We start from the raw sequence: 18,170 nt of genomic DNA, 5'->3' as shown, positions 1-18,170 counted from the left end.
CGGTCGGGTACCCGGGGTCCGAGTCGGATCCGTTCCGGGTCCCTGAGCCGAAGCTAGACCCGGCCACCTCCCCGATCGTCGAACGCAGGGTGGAACCTGCCCTCAACTTTGGCGGTAGCCCGGCGGTCCGGCGGCGCCCGCCCGGGCCGCGGGGGTGCTCGGCGCGTACCGGCCCGAAGGGTTCGTGGGGCGTAGGGGCATTGCGGTCGGGTGGGGTGGGCAGGCACTGGGGATCGAGGGTGTCGGCGAGGTGGGAGGCCGGGGACGATGGCCGAGTTGTTGCTCGGTCCCGTGTTGCGGCACGTGGACCGCACGAGTGCCACGGTGTGGGTGGAGACCGACTCGCCCTGTGTGGTGACCGTGACGTGTGAGGACGGCGTGGCCAGTGCGGCCACGTGGACGGTGTTCGGCCACCACTACGTGCTGGTGGTGGTCGAGGGCCTGACGCCGGGGCGATCGCGGGAATACCGGGTGCTGCTGGACGAGCGGATGTGCTGGCCGGACGAGCGCTCGAATTATCCGCCGAGTGTGCTGCGTACCCCCTCGGCCGACGACGAGGAGCGGGACCTGAACCTCGTGTTCGGGTCCTGCCGCTGGTCGAGCCCGCCCAGCACCGAGGCGGGCGAGGAGCGCCGGCTCGACCCGGACGCGCTGGACACGCTCGCCCGCCGGCTGATGCGCTCGCCCGACGAACCGCTGCCGGACGCGCTGCTGTTGCTCGGCGATCAGGTGTACGCGGACGAGACCTCGCGCGCGATGCAGAACCGGCTGGCCCGGCGGCGCGACCTGAGCGAACCCCCGGGCGGCCAGATCGCCGACTTCGAGGAGTACACGCTGCTCTATCACGAGTCGTGGTCCGACCCGCAGATCCGCTGGCTGCTGTCGACCGTGCCCAGCGCGATGATCTTCGACGACCACGACGTGATCGACGACTGGAACACCTCGCACGCGTGGCGCGCCGACATGGCCGCGACCGACTGGTGGTCCGAGCGGATCGCGGGCGCGCTCGCGTCGTACTGGATCTACCAGCACGTCGGCAACCTCGACCCGGCCGCGCTGGCGCGCAACGAGGTGCTCGCCGCGGTCCGCGCGGCGCCGCAGGGCGAGGATGTGGGGCCGCTGCTGCACGAGTTCGCGCTGGGCGCCGACGCGGAGGCCGACGGCAAGACGACCACACGCTGGAGCTTCCGGCGCGATTTCGGCCGGACCCGGCTGCTGATGATCGACTCGCGCGCCGGCCGGGTGCTGACCACCGACCGACGGGCGATGATCGGCCCGGACGAGTTGGCCTGGATCACCGAGCAGGCGGACGAGGGCGGATACGACCACCTGCTCATCGGCACGTCGCTGCCGTGGCTGCTGCCGCCGGGCATCCACGACCTGGAGTCGTGGAACGAGGCGCTGTGCGCGGGCGCCCGCGGGCCCCGCCTCGCGCGCTGGAGCGAGCGGTTGCGGCGGGCGGGTGACCTGGAGCACTGGGCGGCGTTTCGCGAATCCTTCGATGCGCTGTCCGCGCTGATCGGGCGGATCGCGCTGCACGGACCTCGGGCGGGCGGGCCGGCGCCGGCCACGGTGTGCGTGTTGTCGGGGGACGTGCACCACGTGTACGCGGCGGAGGCGCACTGGCTCGGCCCGGGAGAGGGGCCGCGGGCGGGCGACGCCGCCGGTGGCGCGGCCCGGGTCTACCAGCTGACCTGCTCGCCCGTGCACAACTCGGTCCCGCCGGCGATCCGGATCGGCTTCCGGTTCGGGTGGGGACGTACGGCGACCCGCATCGGGCGCGCCCTGGCCGCCCACGCGCGGTTGACGCCGCTGCCGGTCGAGTGGACGAAGCTGGGCGGACCGTGGTTCGGCAACCACCTGATGACGCTCACCCTGCGCGGGCGGCGCGCCACGCTGTCCCTGGACCGGGCCGAGAATGGCCGACGCCACCGCGCCGCCCGGCTGCGCCGCATCGGCCGCGCGGTACTGCGCGGGGACTGACCGGGCGGGACCCGCTCGCTCAGGTACTACCGGTCAGCAAGCGGCATGGCCGGCGGCGCGATGCGGCTCAGGGCCCGATTCGGCCCACGCGTGCCGCCCGGCCGCGTGGTGATCATGCCGAGTTCGCCGGCTCGTACACTGACGAGCGTGGAGGATCGTACGGCCGCCGGGACCGGTGCACGACCGACGGCCGCCCTGTGGCCGTACGTCGACTCGTACGTCGGTTTCGACCTCCGCGGGTTCCCGGAGGGAGTGCACTGCGGCCCGCCGGGACGTGTGCTCACCACGGTGATCAGCCTGTCGGACCCCTTGGAAGTGGCGACGGGCGTCGACGACGGGTCGCCGATCACCCGATACGACAGCGTGGCCTGCGGACTGCGGAGCCGATCCGTCGCGATCCATCACGACGGACGGCAGCAGGGTGTACAGATCGCGCTGACACCGCTCGGCGCCCGGGCCGTCTACGGCATGCCCGCCGCCGGGCTCGCCCACCACCTCGTCCCCCTCGACGACCTTCTCGGATCGCTCGGCATCGAAATGGTCGAGCGACTCCGAACGGCGACGACATGGGCGGCGCGGTTCACCGCGCTGGACGAACTGCTCCTTCGAGCCGTCGAACGCGGCGCCGGCGCCGGCGGCGACCGGGTGCGCCGGGCGCGCCCCGAGGTGGCCGAGGCATGGCGCCGGCTCGTCGGCACCCGGGGCCGGGTCCAGGTCGGGGCGGTCGCCGCGGAACTCGGCTGGAGCCGTCGCCACCTCACCGACCGGTTTCGCGACGAACTGGGGCTGTCGCCGAAGACCTTCGCCCGAGTCCTGCGCTTCGAGCACGCGCACGCACTGGCCACGGCGCGAGCCCCGCTCCCGTGGGCCGACGTGGCGACCGCGTCCGGCTACGCGGACCAGGCCCATCTCGTCCGGGACTGGAACGAGTTCACGGGCCGATCGCCGACGACCTGGCGTCGCGGGGAAGTCCTCCTCGCGACCGGATAGCCGCCGCCCGCCCGCGCTGCTGTTCCCTTTCGTTCAAGACCACCCGGTCGCCGACGCGGCACGATCGTCGGCATGAGACTCCTCAACGACGAACACGACGCCGTCGACCTGCGGACCACCCCCGTGCACCTCGGGCTGGGATCACGCGCCAAGCCCGTCGAGGGCTTCGCCTGGAGCCCGGAGGTGCTCCAGGCATACGGCGCCGCGGTCGCGGCGGACGGCGCCGAAGGCCGGATGGTGATGATCTTCGACGGCGACGGCCCCGGCGACCACTGGGAGCGCCACCCCGCCGGCGACGAACTGGTCGTCTGCCTGAGCGGCGCGGTGACGGTCCACCGCGACACGGACGGGGTACGCGAGCGCGTGCAGCTGCGGCCGGGTGAGGCCACCATCAACCCGGCCGGCGCCTGGCACGTCGTCGACATGGCCGGGCCGACGTCCATCCTGACCATCACCGCCGGCCTCGATACCGACCACCACCCTCGAACCGACACCCACCCGGGCGAACACACCGGCACACCCGACCCGGAAACGCCGTGACGACACGCGTCGCGTGCCTCGGCGACAGCCTCGTCGCCGAGGTCATCGACACCGCCCTACCCACCCGAAGCCCATAACCGCCTCCGGGCCCGCAGCCGGCCGGCACGGCGGACTTCGGCGCGAGGAGGCGTTGCCCTCCAGCGGGCCGGGACGGATCACCGCCGTCCGGTTGGGCACCGACACTGCCTGCGTCGGTGTCGGTGGCGTTGGCCTCGTTGTCCTGACATCGGGTCGGCCGGCGCCGTAGCCTGACGTCACGTTCAGCGGCCGGCCGAGAGGAATCATGTGACCACCGAACAGCGGTCGACGCCGGACGAGGAGCTCGGCGCGGACGTGGCCCCGGGGATCCCCGCCGTGATCCGTCTGCGCGAGGTTCCGGCGGCGGCCGAGGCCCGCGAGCAGCTCCTCCAGGCCATCGCCGCGGAAGCCCGGGCCGTCACCGAGCGACACGCCGGTCAGGCATCCGGTGCGTTGGTGGAACTGGCCCGCGCCTACGCCCTGGTGACCTCGGGCACCACGGCGCCACCCACGCTCCTCGGCGATCCCGAGAACACGGGTGTGCAGGTGCGCGCGGGTGGACACCAAGTCGGCCTCTGCCTCGAACTGGAGCCGTAACCCCGGGCGCACCCTCCACCGCGACTGGCCCACCTCATGCGGAAGCGGCCCCATGCCTCGACGGCCCCGCCGTCTTGGGGTCGACCGATCTCGGCCTCGGGTACGCGGCCTGCCGCGCGGGTGTCGTCGGGTCCGTCAGCGTGTGTGTCCGGTCGCGTCGTCGCGGGTTCCGGGAGCGCCGTGGAGGGCGGTGATGCGCGTGGCGGTGCCGGCCAGGCAGTCCGCGATGTTGCGCAGGTGCGATCTGCTGTACGAGTCGGTCGACCAGCCGAGGTCGTCCATGCCCTTGACGGCCAGGAGAAGCTGCTCCGCCGCCGTGGCCAGCCGCTTCGCCAGGGCGGCCATGTCCCCCGGGTCTCGTTTCATCGCCTGCCTCCTGTCGTCGAATGGGCCCTCGGCCCCGGTGGGGTCCCGGTCGCGGGCTCCGCCGCGATCCGGGTGGGGGGTTGCCGCTCGTGACGAGGACTCCGGGGTCCTCGGGGGAATCGAGCCCGGCGGTTTCGGTGGCGGCGTCGATCCGCGCCGGGCGTCCTCAGGGGGTCAGGGGCTCTCGGGCGGCCGGGTCTCGTTGGCGTCGCGCAGTTCGGCGTTCAGGCGCAGGGCCTCCTCGAGTTGGTCCTCGAGGATGACGATGCGGCAGGCGGCGTCGATGGCGGTGCCCTGGTCGACGAGTTCGCGGGCGCGTTGGGCGATGCGCAGTTGGTAGCGGGAGTAGCGGCGGTGGCCGCCCTCGGAGCGCAGGGGGGTGATCAGACCGTAGTCGCCGATCGCGCGCAGGAAGCCCTGCGAGGCGCCGATCAGTTCGGCCGCGCGGCCCATGGTGTAGGCGGGGTAGTCGTCGTCGTCGAGCCTGTCGGTGCTGGTCGGGGTCGAGCCGGGTTCGGGTGCCATCGGCGCCTCTCTGGAGTTCACGTCCGTGGGAGCTGTTCGGGAAACGCGTCGAGGGGCCCTGGTGCCGTACGGCACCAGGGCCCCGAAAGAAATCCACACCATCCACCGACACCGAGGTGCCGGCCTATCCGTTCCGCACGCTTCCCAACGGGTGGGGGTGCGGGGATCGCAATTGCGTGACCGCGGACGACCTTTCGTATCGGCGTCTCCACGGATCCCACTCGGCCGAAGTCTCACCGTGCCGAGCGGGCGATCCGGATGGCGTTCGCTCCTTCCTCTCCTGTCCTGCGTTGTGCAACGTATTGCCGCCTGTTGCCGGGTACTGCCGGGTACCGCCTGTCCTGCGCGGCGACCCCGTGGGCCGCCTTCGGTTTCTCCTCGGCCCGACAGCCAGTCTCCGGAACCCCTGTCGAACAACGAACGGCCCCGGGACTCTGCTGTCGAACCCTCAACAACGCGCGCCGGTTCGTCTCCGTCGCGCCTCACTGATTCGCTTGGTTACGACAGAAAACATAGCCATCGACTCCTCCGATGTCTACTCCATGCACGACAGATTTTCCGGCACCATCGGATGTGGAAACCCCTCGCTCACGGAAACCCTCGCTCACGGTTGCTCTCCTGCCGGTCCGGTAATCCCGTCGGCGGGCGACTCGTCGTTCCCTTCGCGCTGGAAAGGCCGCCGGCTGCTCCGGCCGATGCGCTCGACGTGTACGCCTGCCGCCTCGGGTCGGCCGCCCGGGGGCGGGCACGTGACGTCGGCGATCGGGGCGGCGGGGCCGTCGTCGCCCGACGTCCGGTGGCGGTACGCCCGCGCGCGAATGCCCAGGGCCGGGGGAGCGCGTGATCCGGACCGCGAGGCGCCGCGGATCGGCGACGTGGTCGCGGGCCGGGCGCCCGCGCGCCCGTCCGGGAGGTCCCGCAGGTTTCGCGTGGCAACGGCGGCGAGGCCAGGGACCGTCGGGGCCGTCGTCCGGCCCCCGGGAGTCGACTTCGCAGGGAGGAACGCGGCCCCAACACCCAGGAAGAGAGCGCCCGGGGACGCCACACCCCACGGCTTGCTCATCTTTTCTCTTCGGGAACGCATAGAGGGGCCCCGGTGCCGTACGGCACCAGGGCCCCGAAGGAACTGCTACACCACCTGCCGGCCGTGATACTGCGCCGGCTTCATGTTTCCGCGGGCCCGACCGAACTGCCGTCGGGGGCGCGGGGATCGCGGTTGCTCGACCGGAGACCACCTCACTATCGATGTCCTGCGGTACCCGGGCCCAAGACTTCCGCCCGGGCGATCCCGATGGTGCTCGGCTCCTCCGTTCTTCCCTCGAATATCGACTGCTTGACCTGCTCTACTGCGTACTACCGGTGATGCGAACCTTCGGTGGCCTCTCGCAGCGCCACCCTTCGACAGCCAGCCCCGTCGCCCGTCCTGCGTCCTGCCTTGGCTTGGAACCCCACTGCCGAACCTCCCGGTGCGCGCGCCCGCAGCCGACGCCTTCACCGAGGTACTGCTCAACCTCCACTGCCGGATGCTGCGACTTGCACTTACCGGTACTGCCACTGCGTTGACCACTGCACTGCCTGCGGCGGCCCCTGATACTGCGGGCCACCCGGTCCGGCCGTCAGTCCCGTCGCCCTGTCATTCACAAACCGTGGCTTCGGAACTCCACCGCCGAACCGTCCTGCACACTGCGAAAACCTGTACTACTGCCCGGCAGTTCGTTCCCTCCGGGCCCTTCGGTCTCTCTGGGCTACGAGAGAAACCATAGCCACGCCATCACGTGATGTCTACTCCAGACACGATAGATTTTGCGCTGCCCCAAGAACAGGCAATCTGCTCCACGCCAGAGCGCCCAAGGCAACCCGGGCCTCCGTCCATCCCCCTCTCGCCCCTCGGCGTGAAACGCCCCAAAGCCACCTTGGTTCAACCAGGTCCGTCCTGTGATGGACCGGGATCGGCTCGACCTGCCCCTCCCGGGCGTCCGTTGTCATACCGGACGCCCGGCCGTCCGCGTGCGGTACCGGACAGCTTCGTGGAGCCGGCCGGCCCGGCCGGTGGAGATGGGCTGCGACTGGCGATCCCGCGCTACGTACGAGGGTTCCACGCAGCCAGGCCGCGTAGGGTCGAGGCCCGACGAGGCCCGATCGGGGTGATTCCTCAAGGCTCGGTGACAGTGGCTCCAATCTCGTGTGCGCGGGGACCGAGTGAAGACGAGATCGGCGCCGGAAGTGGTCGTGTTGACCGAGACGATCGAGTCAGTAGTTCGTCGGCGCTGGTTGGGGGGCATCGGTTGGTCGAGCGCGTGCGTAGGCGGTGTCCCCGATCGTGATGACCGGGCGGGTGTCGTCGGGGTGTGCCGGTACGACACACGTCGAGATCCAGGATCCCTTTGCGGGCACCGGGAGTTGGAGCTCGCGGGCGATGTCGGGATGCTTCTTCTGGTGGCCCAGGATGATGATGCCGTCGTTGCGGAGGTGTCGGCGTGCGTCGCGGACACGTTTGGCCGGGTCGGTTTGGTGGGCGACGGTGGCCATCGGTTCGCGGGGGATGATGCGGTCGCGCACGTGCCGGAAGAGTTCGTTGACGCGTTTTTGGCCGGAGAGGTGATCGGCCAGGATCAGGTCGCGGGTGTGGGCCGGCAGGTGCAGGAGGAAGTTCTCCGGGAGGTCACCGGAGCGTATGAGCCAGTGGATTGAGCGGCGGCCGGCGGGGGACAGGCGGTACTTGCGCTCTGGTGGCCCTGGCAGGACCGCGTGCTCGGTGACGTGCAGAAGGCCGACGGAGAATCGTGAGTGCTCGTCGTCGGCGGTGAGCAGGAGGCCCACATGGCCCATGGCTTCCTGGGGGAGGGTCCAGGCGCCGGTGAACGAGAAGCGCGGATGGACGTGGTGCCCGTCGACGACGTAGTGGAGGGTCCCTGCGGAGAAGCCGTATGCGACGCGGCAGATGATGCCGACCTTGGCGGCGAGGTAGGTCTTCTCGGGCTCTTCCAGCGTGTTCACCTCGTAGCGGCCGGTGCGTTGGCCGTCGAGCACCTCGTCCAAGGACTGACGAAGGGCTTCGCCGAAGCGGGTGAGCTTGGGGTCGTGCTGCCGGAACCAGGCCGCCACCGAGTGAACCGGGTCCACCGGTTCCGGGTGCGTCAAGGCGCATCCATGCGAGTGTCCGTCGCCGCGAGCGATTCGCCGGTGGTTCGTCTCAGCCAAACCGGGGCGCAAGCTGACCGGTGCCATCGACCTCGGCGAGGAGAACCTGCCGTTCTACGATCGCCCGGCCGAGGGCATGGTCGTCACCACGGAGCAGAGCTGGTCGGCCCAGGGCGTCACGCTCGGCCGGCTGCTGCACAGCCTCGCGCTCGCGCCCGGCGAGAGCACCAAGGTCGCGGTCGTGGACTGGCAGCGCAGCACCAAGGCCACCGGCACCGAGACGGCCGCCGAGAACGAGGCCCTCGCCGGCACCACCGACCAGAACCGCTCGATCAGCGAGGTCGCGAACGCGATCGCCATCGAGGAGCAGCACGGCTCGTCCCAGGCGTTCCAGCACGGCAATTCCTCCGGCTCCGGCGGCAGCATCGGAGTTTCGCTCTTCGGGATGGGCGGTGGCGGCAACTGGGGTAAGTCGTCGAACACGGGCTTCGCGACGGCGGTGTCGCGCTCCACCGGTGTGAAGTCGGTGGCGACCGACGCGACGCAGCGCATCAGCGCGCGGACCCAGCAACTGGCGACCGCGGCCCGCAGCCGGAACATGACGGTCGTGCGCGAGACGACGCAGACGGAGAAGGACCAGGTCGTCACCCGGGTCGTCACCAACTACAACCACATGCACGCGATGTCGGTGCAGTACTACGAGGTCGTTCAGGTCTACAACGTGACGACCAAGCCGACGAAGCTGGAACGTTGTCTGTTCATCCCGCTGCAGGAGCTCACCTTGCCCAGGAGGCATTGAAGACCGCCACCGAACACCTGCAGAAGATGGCCCAGATCGCCCTCGACGCCGCCGCCGAGGCGGCGCCACTCGTCACCGGAGGCGGCGGCAACCTGAGCGCCCTCGGCGGCATGCTGAACCAGGGCGGCAAGGCCGACGCGCCGTCGTCCAACGGCGGGTCCCCGGCCAAGCCCTGATCACCGCCACCAAGCGGGCCCGGACCACCACCCGGGCCCGCTCGCGCGGCAGGCCCCGACACCTGTACGCCGATCGCGGCGGCCACGTCGCCGTCCCGCTCCCCGGTCGGCGGCGGCCAGGCGTACAGGGCGATCGTGTGTCACGAGGGATCACCACCTTGGTACTGTGTGTGACAGTTGCCGTACGGGCTGTGACGCGGACGAGGGTGGAATCGGCATGACGGATCGCTTCACCGCACAGCTGACCGAGATTCCGGAGACCGCCCTGTGGGCCCTCTATCACCGTGCCACCGAGGCCCAGCGCGCGGACGCCGTCCTGGCGGATCCGCTCGCGGTCGAGTTGGTGCGCTCCATCGACTATCCCTGGCAGGAGCGGTTCGGGGTGGCCTCGCCCTGGCTTGCACAGACCGTGGCGCTGCGCGCTCGTTGCTACGACGCGGCCGTGCGGGAGTTCCTGGACCGGCATCCGAACGGCACTGTGGTCGCGCTCGGCGAGGGTTTGGAAACGCAGTTCTGGCGGGTGGACAACGGCCATATGCGCTGGATCACTGTCGACCTCGCGGAGCCGACGGCCCTGCGCGACAAGTTCCTCCCGTCCGCCGAGCGGCAGCGCACCGTGGTCTGCGACGTCCGGGACCCTCGTTGGCTGGACGAAGCAGCCGGCTCCTCCGAGGTGATGATCACCGCGCAGGCGTTGCTGATGTACCTGCGGCCTGCCGAGGTACGGGAGTTGCTGGCGGCCTGTGCGGCGCGCTTTCCCGGAGGAAGCATGGTCTTCGATGCCGTGCCTCGTTGGGTCCGGGATCGCGCCAGGTCCGGACAGCGCGCTCCGGGCAGCCGCTTGAAGCCGCCCATGTACTGGGCGATGGACTCGGGCGAGCACGAGAAGTTGCGCACGGCGCACCCCGGTATCAGCGAGGTTCGTGACCTGCCGATGCCACCCGGGCGCGGTTTCGTGTTTCGGCATGTCGTGCCGCGCGCGGGCCGGTTGCCGCTGGTGCGTCGGATGCGCCCGCCGATCGTCCTGCTGCGGTTCGGGTCGTCCTGACCCGAGCAGCCCCGGATCGCATCGCATCGCATCGGATCGGGAATGCTGCGCGGCCGGTGAGTAGTAAAGAACGAAAGGGGATCGCGGTGCCAGAAGAGCCGACTCCAGTCCTTGACAAGGAAACGATCGATTTCGACGCCGTCTACCGAGGTGGGCCGCTCGCGCCGGATGGGGAGGTGGCCTTCCCCGTCATCCCTTGGGACCTGGGCGAACCGCAGCCGACGGTCGTCGAGTTGGTTCGGGAGGCCGAGTTCCGGGACGAGGTTCTGGATGCCGGCTGCGGGCTGGGGGACAACGCGATCATGCTTGCGGGTCGCGGCCTCCGGGTGACGGGGATCGACTGTTCGCCCACCGCACTCGAGAGTGCCCGCAAACGCGCCGTCGCCGCCGGGGTCCGGGTCGACTTCGTACAAGCCGACGCCACCAGCCTCACCGGACTGGAGGGGCGGCGCTTCGCCACCGTGCTGGACAGCGCGCTGTACCACTGCCTCGGCGACGACGACAGACACCGGTACGTCGCGGAGCTGCACCGGGTCACCGAGCCGGAGGCACACCTGCATCTGGTGTGCTGGGCAGAGGGGTCGTCCCCCGCCGCCCGGCATCCCATGGGAGTGAGCGAATCCAATTTGCGCACCACCGTCGGCGTCTTGTGGGACATCAGGGAGATCCGTCCCACGACCCTGTCCACGGGCCTTGTCCGGGACTCCCTCACCGATCAGCAGATCGACCGGTTCAGGCAGTTGGGCGCGACGATCGACAGGGATCGGGCACCCGTCGACAACAAGGGCAGGGTCAACGGGCCGGCCTGGTACCTACACGCGGTTCGCCGCTGAGCCTCCTGCGCTTGTCGACCCGGCCGGCACCGAGGGGTGGATCTCACCGGTCGGCCGGGTCGGGCGCATGGAAGTAGTCGGCGTAGGAGCACATGAGTTCCGGAACCCGTGCGGGAAGGCCGGGCAACCGGGCCGCCGCGTCGGCGAGATGGGCGAATGTACGGCTGATCGACCGCAGCGCCACATCCGGCCTGGCGATGAACTCCGGCTGCGCCTCCAGTTCGAAGGAAGGGCCCGCGGTACGCCCCGGTCGGCCGGATGGAAGCGTCACCAAGTGCTCGGCGAGTGGCCTCATCATCCCCGCCATGACGTCGATCGCCGCGTTCATGAGCGGCGAGCGGCGCAGGCCGGCGTCCGGCGTACCGCTGAAGTGCTGAAGCATGAGCTGGTTCATCAGGAAGTAGCAGCGGTTGAACACCACCAGTGCGGCGCGCGCCTCCGGGGCGGTCACCTGCTGTCGTGCCGGGTTCCCGGCGTGCAGCGAGGGGTTGCGGAGCACCGGGTAGGCGGGGCTCCAGGGTGGTCGCCGTCGGCCGCCGTCGTGCGGGTGGCCGGGTTTTTGGTGCTCTGCCATGAGCAGGTCCGAGATCCGGGTGAAGGTCGCGAAGTGTGACTCCTCGTCGTGCCGGACGCCGTCGAGGACGTTGCCCTCGCCGTGTTCGGTGACGAAGTCGAGGGCGAACAGCGCGCTCGCGACATCGTCGACCTCCAACTGGTAGTCGGGGTGGGCCGCGTTGACCGACGCGCGCATGAACAGGTGGTGTTCGCCGCCGCCGCGTCCCCGTTCGACGAGGAAGAGGTCCGGCACGGTCTTGATGCCCTCGCGGATCGCCTCGTACAGATCGCTGAGCGACTCGTAGGAGTACGACGGTCCTTCGTCGCGATGCGGCAGCCGGTCCTCCGCGAGGTCCCGGCCGGAGCCGTGCGGCCGTTCGAGGGCGATGAACCGCTGCACGCTGCCCAGTCCGAACCCTTCCAGGCACAGGTCCAGGGGTAGGCGCAGCCGGCTGTTGACGGTCCCGAAGTCGATCCGCGGCAAGTGGAAGGCCAGGCCCATGGCGGTGATGATGTTGTTGATCACCAGGAAGTGCATCATCTCCTCCCGGGCGACGTTCATCAAACCGCCTCGCACGCCGTTGTCGAGGGTCTCCGCGCCCTTCCCGCACGCGAGGCGGAGTTGCTCGTCGGTCCATTCCCCGCGCCGCACCAGCTCCCGACCCGCGCCGTGCAGGGGGATGGACCAGGCGGCGTACAAGTACTGCATCATGACGGCGAGTTCGACCGCCGCGGCCTCTCGGAGCGCCTCGTGGAGTCCGGCTCGCGTGGTGATGGCGCCGCTGCGAGCCCGGCGGGGAACCAGTCGAGGCGGTGGCCGCCGGCTCGCCTCCTCCTGTCGCAGGTGGGCCAGCAGGAGCCGCGCCTGCGGTCCGGTCATGTCGCGGGTGGGGGGCATGTAGAACGTCTTGTCCCTGTGGCGGGGGTCGCACATCAGCCAGATGAGCCGTGCGTGCGAGGCCACTCGACATGCGTCGGACAGGCTGAAGACCTCGTCGCCCATGAACGAGTACAGGTGTTCGTAGGGTGCGAACACCTCCCGGTAGAGCACCTGGGGCGTGACCCGGTCCCGAGGGATGTCGTCGAGGTGCCGGGTGTCGGGGAGCACACGAACGTCCACGGCGCACACGGCCGGCCAATACCCCAGGCGATCGTCGTTGTCGTACGCGCGGGCGGCGGACCCGGCCTCGGCGGGTTCGCAGGGCGGCTCGTCCCCGGTCGGCAGCACGAGCAGCCGGGTGCTGCCCGCCGACGCCCACCGCAGGGCGAGCCGTCCGCGTCCTTCGGCATCGGTCTCCAGCGTGCAGGACTCGTCCCACTTGTCGTCGCCGGCCCGGGTCCCGCCGGGACGGACGTCCACGATCCGCACGTCGCCGCACCGGCGTTCGCCGCTGCCGGCCCAGGGATCGCCGGGCAGGGCGCGTGGGTTGAAGAACTGTCTCACACGCACGCTCGCCGGCGCCGGGCGCCCGAGGTGGTAGGTGCGGACGTCCACCTCGGCGGCACCGTCGTCGCGGGAACCTCGATCCGGCGGTTCCACGAACAGGGCGGAATCGTCGATCCGCACCACGGTCTCCTCCTCGGTCAGCAGCACCGCGGGCTCGTGTCCAGGCGGCGCGCCCACCAGGACCAGCGGCTCGTCGGGACCGGCGTCCCCCACCGGGCGGGCGCTCGGATCGTGGTGCGTGGGAACCGTGACGAGGCCGCCGGTGCGGTCGGCGTCCGCGAGATAGGCGTCGCGCGGCACGGTGGCCACCAGCCGCCCCGAGTCGCGCGTGCGCAGTTGCAGGTCCCCGACATCGAGGCGCGGACCGAGTTCGTGGAGGGGTCCGGGCCCCGGGCGGGTATTCCGGGCGGTGACGGGAATGGCCGTGACGAGGTCGAAGGTGGTGTATTCCGCGGTCACTCGCACCGCGGCGTTGTGGAGCAGGGGCGCTGCGCCGCTCCGGCGCGGACGGCGGGCGCTGAGGAACCGCCCGGCCGGGCAGGTCCGTTCCTCCTCGCGATGCCACGGTGCGATGCTGCCGCGCACCTGCCACACGTCCGGCGCGTCGTGGACCGTCGGGGTGGCCATGTTGGTGAGCGCGAACCGTACGACGAGACCCGCCGCGCCCCCGTCCGTGACGCGCGTCCGGAGCAGCCGTGCGGCCTCGGAGCCCTCCGCCTCCGGAAACCAGTCCAGGCCGAGGGCGCCGTCGACGGCGAACTGGTGGACCACCGAGCGGCGGAACCGGTCGGCCAGCGGGTGGTCGCCGACGTCGAGGATGTGGTGCGAGTTCTGCCAGCGCGGGGGTTGCAAGCCGGTCACCGCGCCCATGGCCATGTAGCCGACCTCGTGCGAGCGGCCCTGTCGGCCGAAGCCGAACCGGCCGACCATCACCGTCGTGGTCCAGTTGGACGCCGGATCGACGTCGAAGACGCGGGCGCGGTTGAACGTGGTCGCCAGGTAGTCGTTGTAATGGCCCCACATGTCGACGTGTCGGCCGACCACCGGGTCGGAGGTGTCCACGTCACCCGGCGCGCGTTCCCAGCCGCTGACCCGGGCGTCCACCCAGAAGTGGCCGTTGGCGCCGAAGTTCCACCCCTTGACCGTGCCGAACCGTCCGTCCGCGGTGATCCGGCCGTCCGGTTCGTAGCGCCGGCCGAGTCCGTCGAGGTGGTCGTGGTACTCCCGGGGCGGACGGTCCAGCGGGAACGGCACCCCTTGGGAGGTCACGGCGCGGTTGCGGGAGAGGTCGTACAGCCCGCTGCGCGGCCCGGTGGGAAGGCGGGTGACCGCGGTGCCGGCGAAATGCAGACGAGGCACATCGAAGATGCTCAGGGGGACTCCCGCAGCGCTGCGTCGATGGCGGTCACCGCGCCGAGCGCGGACTCGATGGCGCCGTTGATCCAGGCCGGAGTGGACGAGCAGTGCTCTCCGGCGAAGAACAGCCGCCCCTGACGACGCGCGGCCCGCCGCATCTCCCGGGCGCGGCGGTCGGCGTCATCGCCCCAACCCCAGTGATGCGAGGTGCACCCCTTGCTCCACCGGTGGGTGCCCCAGGCAATGCCGGCCGCGCCGAGCACGGCATCGGATTCCTTCAACTCAGGGTGCAGAACGGCCAGTTCGTCGATGACGGCGCCATGCCGCGCCTCCGGAGGGAAGTGGCCGAGAAGGTTGCCGTCCTCGGCGATCGCGTACGAGGCCAGCAGGGCCGCTCCCTTGGCCGGATCGCCTTCCCGGGGTGGGTAGTACGTCTGCCGGGTACGCCCGCCCGTCGCCGATGCTCCGCCGCGGATTCCGCTCCGTTCCCAGAACGCCTCCCGGCAGTGCAGCGCGATCTTCGTCGCCGACTCGTAGGTGACGCTGTCGATCACGTTCCGCTTGTCGCGGTCCAGGCCGGTCACAGGCAGGTCGCGCAGCACGGAGAACGGCAGCGTGCACAGTGCCGCCGGATACCGTTGCATCAGGTCGAGCCGACCGTGCCGCAGCCCGAGACGGACGTGGTCGTCGCGTGCGTGCAGAGCGACCACTTCGCGCCCCCGCAGGACGGGCCCTCGGATGCGGTCGACGAGCCGGTCGGTGAGTCGGCTCATGCCGCCGGCCAAGTACATCAGCCCGGGGCCGGTCTCCAGCAGGAGGTCGTCGAGGAATCCGTGCAGCCATGGGCTGCATCCCGTGCGCAGCTCGGGGTGTGTGCGGAAGACGGCCCCGAGGTCGATCCGGTCGGCTTGCGCGCCGTGGATATGGGGCGACAGGTCGAGGTGGTCGGCGAGGCCGAGGAGCGTGGTCAGTTCGGACGCCAGGTTGTCGCGCAGCCTGGCCGGACCGATCGCCCGGATGACTGCCGCCAGCCAGGCCCCGAACAGCATGGCGGCCGGCTTGCAGGACGTCGTGGGTACGTCGCGGCGCAGATCCGCCATGAGGGCAGCCGAAGCATGCTTCACCTGCACGAACCCACGCCCGGTGATCAGGTAGTTGTTCTCGTCGCTCAACATGGTGCGGAACGGGCGCAGCGCGGACCGTAAACCGAGCTTGTCCACATAGCGCATGGTCAGTTCGTGGGTGGACGGGATGCGCATGGCGCCGAGTTCGACGTGCGGAGCGTCCGCCTCGGTACCGAACCTGTGCGTGTAGATCCGACCGCCGATGCGCTCGCTGCCTTCCAGAACCGTCACGGGGTGTCCCAGCGCCTCCAGTTCGTAGGCCGCCACCAGGCCGGCGATCCCCGCGCCGACGACCGCGATGCGACTGCTCCCGTGCGCCGCCGCCGTCGTGTCCGCTGCCGTGGACCGCATCCGGGTCAACGCGTGCACGACGGCTGCTCCGCAACGTCCTTCGGGATCATCAGCTTCCGGTCGACCGGCGGGCCGACGGTGGTGGAGCGGGCCGGGGACGCCTCGATGAGGACTTTCTGACCCGTCAGGTGGTGGACGGCGTCGAGGCGCAGTTCGGCAGCCGAGAGGAGCGCTTCGAACTCGTCCGTGGTGCGTTCCCTTCCCGGGAGTACGGACAACATGTACAGCGACATGAGCGCGGCCATCTTCGCGTCCGCATCCGCGGCGCCGCCGTCCCTGGCGAGTTCGATCAGGACGAGGCGGCTGTGCGAGGACATGGCCCGACGACAGGCGCGCAGCAGGGTGACGCACTGATCGTCGTCCCAGTCGTGCAGGATTTCCCGCAGCAAGTACACATCGCCGCCCGAGGGGACGGCGGCGAAGAAGTCGCCTGCCCGGACGTCGGTGCGTTCGGCCAACCCCGCCCGGTCCAGCCGCGTCCGGGCCTCGGTGACGGCGGCCGGACGGTCGACGAGCACGCCGCGGAGTTGCGGATGAACGCTCAGCAGACGGGCCATCAGTTCGCCGTTCCCGCCCCCGACGTCGACCAGGATTCCCGTCTCGGAGAAGTCGTGGGCGCGCTCGATGGCGTCGATCTCCAAATCGAGGTCGGCACTTTGGGAACGGTCGAACAGTTCCCGCAGACCGGGCTGCTTCTCCAGGTAGTCGAAGAACTCGGCCCCGAACCGGCTCTCGAAGGCGGGGATTCCGGTGCGTACGGTGTGCGGGATTCCGTGCCAGGCGCGGCCGGTCACCTTGTCCGCCATCAGCGCGCTCGCCCGGGCGCTTCCGGGCGCGTCGGTACTCAGGGCCGCACCGAGGCGGGCGAGTCCGAAGCGGCCGTCGGGGAGTTCCTCGAAAACGTCGAAGGCGGTCAGCGCGATCATCACCTGCCGCAGGCTCGGCTCATGGGCACCGGTGAGTTCCGCGAGTTCGGCGACCGGCCGCGGGCCGGACGTCATCAGGTCGGGAATGCCCAGCCCGGTGACACTGCACAGGGCCCGCGAGACCAGGTGGCCGTACAGCAGAGCCCGCACGGCCACCGCGCTCTCGACATCGTCGGGGCGCATCAGGGCGCCTCTCGCTGCCGGTACCGGCGCTTGGCGGCCGCGAAGAGGCCGAGCATCAAAGGGTCATTGACTCGTCCGTCCACGAACTGTGCCGAGAACTGCTTGTGGTAGGCATCGAACCAGCGCGGGCAGTCGTGCAGAAAGAGGATGTCGTGGGACGCCATGTGCCGTGCGGCGAGCAACGGGATGGGGGACCGGGACGCACGCAACACGTGGTTGCGCACCGAGCGTTCGTCGCAGTCCGGATGGAACTGGCCGATCATCAGACCGTGATCCACGGCCAGGTCCTTGAGGTCGGCGTGCGCCTTGTCCAGCGCGGACCAGTTCTCCACGGCGAGATCGGGCAGGGCCACGACGAGACATTCGAGCGACGTTCTTTGCGCGCCTGCGGCAGGCGGAGGAAAGCGTCGCAGCCGGTCCGCGAGCACGCCGCGAAGTTCGCCCGGATCATCCCCGGTGATTTGGTAGCGGAACTCGAAGCGGAGGGTGCCGGCGTTCAGAGCGGCCGGCACGAACGGGCACAGCGGGCCCGGGCGTTTGAGGTCCGGATGGGGCCGGCCGACGTCGTCCTGTAGCCAGTCGACCAGCACACGAAGGTCCGTGTCGACACGTTCGTCGTATCCGTGTGCGGGGAACACGACGGTGCCACTGCGATACCGCCCGACCGACGGCCCGTCGAACGGCTTTGTACTGGTGGGCATTTGGCTCCTCGGGTACGTCGGGTACGACGGCCGATCCGTCGTGGGACCGTGCTGCCGGCAGGGGTTGCACTCGTGGTTCGGGCATGAGGGCCGCACGGCCGAGACGCCGCCTCCTTCGCGAGGTGCCGAAGGGGCTGAGGACCGGGCGCGGACGCGTCGCGTCCCGGTCGCGCCACCACGCCGAGCAACTACACAGTAGCGGAACGTGTGGAGTGAATCGGGATAATCATGAATGAGCGATATCATGCTCACTGTAGGTGTACGATTCTGCTTTGAATGCCCTCAAGTCAGCACAAACCGACGAGGCTTGATGGGTCGGCTCGGCTCGGGTCGGGTCGGTGTGGGTCGGCTCTGCCGGCCTCGTCCGAGTCGTCATGCTTTGGACCCGGCCGCGCGACCACTTGGTCCCGGCCACACGACCATCTGGTCCCGTACTCCTCGCCGCAGAGACCGGCGGCTCGCCGAACTCGCTGTGACCCGAGCGGAGTTCACGGGGCCTGGCCCCGATCCG

The 18,170-nt window shown here is 70.3% G+C and carries 15 protein-coding genes; 8 read left to right on the top strand and 7 right to left on the bottom strand.

The annotated features are described in order from the left end of the window. Positions 1 to 267 precede the first annotated feature (267 nt). The 4 genes from ACMXN5_RS04220 to ACMXN5_RS04205 all read left to right on the top strand — a co-directional run bounded on the left by ACMXN5_RS04220 (position 268) and on the right by ACMXN5_RS04205 (position 4,128). Complete coding sequence (locus tag ACMXN5_RS04220) at positions 268 to 1,983, top strand: alkaline phosphatase D family protein (protein WP_439674054.1); 1,716 nt, start codon at positions 268 to 270, stop codon at positions 1,981 to 1,983. Between the two features lie 114 nt (positions 1,984 to 2,097). Beyond that, positions 2,098 to 2,973 carry a helix-turn-helix domain-containing protein gene (locus tag ACMXN5_RS04215; protein ID WP_439677943.1) on the top strand — a complete coding sequence of 292 codons (876 nt, stop codon included), beginning with the start codon at positions 2,098 to 2,100 and terminating at the stop codon, positions 2,971 to 2,973. Between the two features lie 72 nt (positions 2,974 to 3,045). Further along, positions 3,046 to 3,513: a cupin domain-containing protein gene (locus ACMXN5_RS04210; protein WP_439674053.1), complete on the top strand. Its 468-nt coding sequence runs from the start codon at positions 3,046 to 3,048 to the stop codon at positions 3,511 to 3,513. 285 nt (positions 3,514 to 3,798) lie between these two features. Continuing rightward, positions 3,799 to 4,128: a hypothetical protein gene (locus ACMXN5_RS04205; protein ID WP_439674052.1), complete on the top strand. Its 330-nt coding sequence runs from the start codon at positions 3,799 to 3,801 to the stop codon at positions 4,126 to 4,128. A gap of 135 nt (positions 4,129 to 4,263) precedes the next feature. Here ACMXN5_RS04205 and ACMXN5_RS04200 read toward each other — a convergent pair whose 3' ends face one another. The 3 genes from ACMXN5_RS04200 to ACMXN5_RS04190 form a co-directional block, all read right to left on the bottom strand. Then, positions 4,264 to 4,494, bottom strand: a complete 231-nt coding sequence (locus ACMXN5_RS04200) for a hypothetical protein (RefSeq protein ID WP_439674051.1) — start codon at positions 4,492 to 4,494, stop codon at positions 4,264 to 4,266. A gap of 174 nt (positions 4,495 to 4,668) precedes the next feature. Continuing rightward, positions 4,669 to 5,019: a MerR family transcriptional regulator gene (locus ACMXN5_RS04195; RefSeq protein ID WP_439674050.1), complete on the bottom strand. Its 351-nt coding sequence runs from the start codon at positions 5,017 to 5,019 to the stop codon at positions 4,669 to 4,671. Positions 5,020 to 7,269: 2,250 nt separating this feature from the next. After that, positions 7,270 to 8,160, bottom strand: a complete 891-nt coding sequence (locus ACMXN5_RS04190) for a NaeI family type II restriction endonuclease (protein WP_439674049.1) — start codon at positions 8,158 to 8,160, stop codon at positions 7,270 to 7,272. 136 nt (positions 8,161 to 8,296) lie between these two features. On the opposite strand from ACMXN5_RS04190, the gene ACMXN5_RS04185 reads away from it, so the two are divergent. From ACMXN5_RS04185 to ACMXN5_RS04170, 4 genes are all read left to right on the top strand, one after another. Then, positions 8,297 to 8,959: a hypothetical protein gene (locus ACMXN5_RS04185; RefSeq protein WP_439674048.1), complete on the top strand. Its 663-nt coding sequence runs from the start codon at positions 8,297 to 8,299 to the stop codon at positions 8,957 to 8,959. Next, on the top strand, positions 8,956 to 9,135 hold the full coding sequence (locus ACMXN5_RS04180; protein ID WP_439674047.1) for a hypothetical protein: 180 nt from the start codon (positions 8,956 to 8,958) through the stop codon (positions 9,133 to 9,135). Before ACMXN5_RS04185 ends, ACMXN5_RS04180 begins: the two co-directional genes overlap by 4 nt. 217 nt (positions 9,136 to 9,352) lie before the next feature. Continuing rightward, complete coding sequence (locus ACMXN5_RS04175; protein WP_439674046.1) at positions 9,353 to 10,183, top strand: class I SAM-dependent methyltransferase; 831 nt, start codon at positions 9,353 to 9,355, stop codon at positions 10,181 to 10,183. A gap of 176 nt (positions 10,184 to 10,359) precedes the next feature. Beyond that, entirely contained in the window at positions 10,360 to 11,016 is a 657-nt protein-coding gene (locus ACMXN5_RS04170; RefSeq protein WP_439674045.1) for a class I SAM-dependent methyltransferase, read from the top strand. A gap of 43 nt (positions 11,017 to 11,059) precedes the next feature. On the opposite strand, the gene ACMXN5_RS04165 is transcribed toward ACMXN5_RS04170, so the two are convergent. Genes ACMXN5_RS04165 through ACMXN5_RS04150 form a run of 4 tightly spaced genes read right to left on the bottom strand, consistent with a single transcriptional unit; the run spans position 11,060 to position 17,548 of the window. Further along, positions 11,060 to 14,377 (bottom strand): ferritin-like domain-containing protein, encoded by a 3,318-nt coding sequence (locus ACMXN5_RS04165; RefSeq protein ID WP_439674044.1) that lies wholly within the window; start codon positions 14,375 to 14,377, stop codon positions 11,060 to 11,062. Between the two features lie 11 nt (positions 14,378 to 14,388). Then, positions 14,389 to 15,867 carry a flavin monoamine oxidase family protein gene (locus ACMXN5_RS04160; RefSeq protein WP_439674043.1) on the bottom strand — a complete coding sequence of 493 codons (1,479 nt, stop codon included), beginning with the start codon at positions 15,865 to 15,867 and terminating at the stop codon, positions 14,389 to 14,391. Continuing rightward, positions 15,855 to 16,958, bottom strand: coding sequence for a methyltransferase (locus ACMXN5_RS04155; RefSeq protein ID WP_439674042.1), 1,104 nt, complete (start codon positions 16,956 to 16,958; stop codon positions 15,855 to 15,857). The genes ACMXN5_RS04160 and ACMXN5_RS04155 overlap by 13 nt, the downstream gene beginning before the upstream one ends. Then, positions 16,958 to 17,548, bottom strand: coding sequence for a DUF6875 domain-containing protein (locus tag ACMXN5_RS04150; protein WP_439674041.1), 591 nt, complete (start codon positions 17,546 to 17,548; stop codon positions 16,958 to 16,960). The genes ACMXN5_RS04155 and ACMXN5_RS04150 overlap by 1 nt, the downstream gene beginning before the upstream one ends. Between the last annotated feature and the right edge of the window lie 622 nt (positions 17,549 to 18,170).

Source organism: Embleya australiensis (assembly GCF_051903075.1).
GTDB lineage: Bacteria > Actinomycetota > Actinomycetes > Streptomycetales > Streptomycetaceae > Embleya.
The sequence above is the reverse complement of the archived record's forward strand: the minus strand, read 5'-3'. Positions and strand labels throughout refer to the sequence as shown.